This window comes from Pseudomonas sp. P5_B2, from assembly GCF_056400445.1.
The window spans coordinates 1-1,612 of record NZ_JBFULH010000806.1; the positions used below are offsets into that span (position 1 = coordinate 1).

1 protein-coding gene and 1 pseudogene are annotated in these 1,612 nt (G+C 59.6%); both read left to right on the plus strand.

The window, feature by feature from the left end; genetic code table 11:
* Nucleotides 1–302 (plus strand): annotated as a pseudogene (locus tag AC1DRJ_RS26980) (5-methyltetrahydropteroyltriglutamate--homocysteine S-methyltransferase); the annotation flags it as partial.
* Nucleotides 303–549: 247 nt separating this feature from the next.
* The gene (locus AC1DRJ_RS26985; protein ID WP_477804836.1) at nt 550–1,584 is read left to right on the plus strand and encodes an alpha/beta fold hydrolase; all 1,035 of its coding nucleotides are present in this window, start codon (nt 550–552) and stop codon (nt 1,582–1,584) included.
* Nucleotides 1,585–1,612: the final 28 nt, after the last annotated feature.

Genomic DNA, 1,612 nt, shown 5'->3' on the forward strand with positions numbered 1-1,612 from the left:
CCATGGATGCGGACGTGATTACCATCGAAACCTCGCGTTCGGACATGGAATTGCTGGAGGCGTTCGAAGCCTTCGATTACCCGAATGATATTGGACCAGGTGTGTATGACATCCACTCGCCACGGGTGCCGGACACGGCTGAGATGGTGAAGTTGATGAGCAAAGCGGTGAAGCGCATTCCCGCCGAGCGGTTGTGGGTGAATCCGGATTGCGGGCTCAAGACCCGGGCGTGGCCGGAGACCGAGGCGGYGTTGGTCAACATGGTCGCGGCGGCTCGACAGTTGAGAAGTCAGTTGGCCTGAAGTCTTGCGGCGCCTGTTCTGGCGCCTTCGCGGGCAAGCCTGCTCCCACAGGGGATTTATGTCGAACATAGACTTTGTGGCCAGCATCAATCCTGTGGGAGCGAGCCTGCTCGCGAAGAACGATAACGCGGTCTTGGAAATGACCGTTCAGCAGTCTTCATCAAACTGTCACGCAACTGTGGCAGCGCGCTTGATCAAACTTCATCAGACTCGCGCTCTACTGGGGTCCTGCGTTTCGGTGTTTTTCATGCGTGCACGATTTTTATCCACAGCGGCCTTTTTGGCCGCGTTGTTGTTTGGCTTACCATCCTTTGCGGCGTCTCGTTGTGATGTCAACGTACCGACCCAACACGCCGATCTGGCGCAGGTGAGTCTGGCGTATCAGAGCATTGGCCGTGCTTCGGACCCGGCGTTGTTGCTGGTGATGGGTTTGGGCGGGCAGTTGATTCACTGGCCAGACGAGGTGGTGGTCGCGCTGTGTCAGCAGGGCTTTCGGGTGATTCGTTACGACAATCGTGATGTGGGGCTGTCCACGTGGCGGCAAACCCCGGCCGAGGCCAACCTGACATTCGAAGCTTTGCGCTACAAACTCGGCTTGCCGGTGTCGGCGCCGTACACCCTGACCGACATGGCGGACGATGCCTTTGGCCTGATGGACGCGTTGCACGTCGAGCAATTCCACGTATTGGGCGCGAGCATGGGCGGGATGATCGCCCAGCACATGGCGGCGATGGCGCCGCAGCGTGTGGAAAGTCTGACATTGCTCATGACTAGTTCCGGCGCCGAAGGCTTGCCTGCTCCGAGTGCGGCGCTGGTGCAATTGTTGTCCCGTCGTGGCGCGCCGAACCGCGAAGTGGCGTTGGAACAACAGGCGGATTTGCTCGCGGCGCTGGGCAGTCCGTCGGTGACCGATGACCGGCAAGAACTGTTGCAACAAGCCGCGCAATCCTACGACCGGGCGTTCAACCCTGAAGGTGTGAAGCGCCAGATCATGGCCATCCTCGCCGAGCGCAGTCGTGTGGACTTGCTCAACCAGTTGCGCGTGCCGACGCTGGTGGTGCACGGCACGGCCGATCCACTGCTGCCGGTGATGCACGGTGTGCATTTGGCGGCGCATATCCGTGGCAGTCAGTTGAAGCTGATCCCGGGGTTAGCGCATAGGTTTCAGGAAGCGTTCAAGGAACCGTTGCTGGCGGCGGTGTTGCCTTACTTGCAGGCCCATCGCGAAGACATCTCGCATTGGGCACAGATCGATCCAGTCACCTACCCAAACCTCCTGTAACCCCCAATCCAAATTGTTGGAGTGAGCC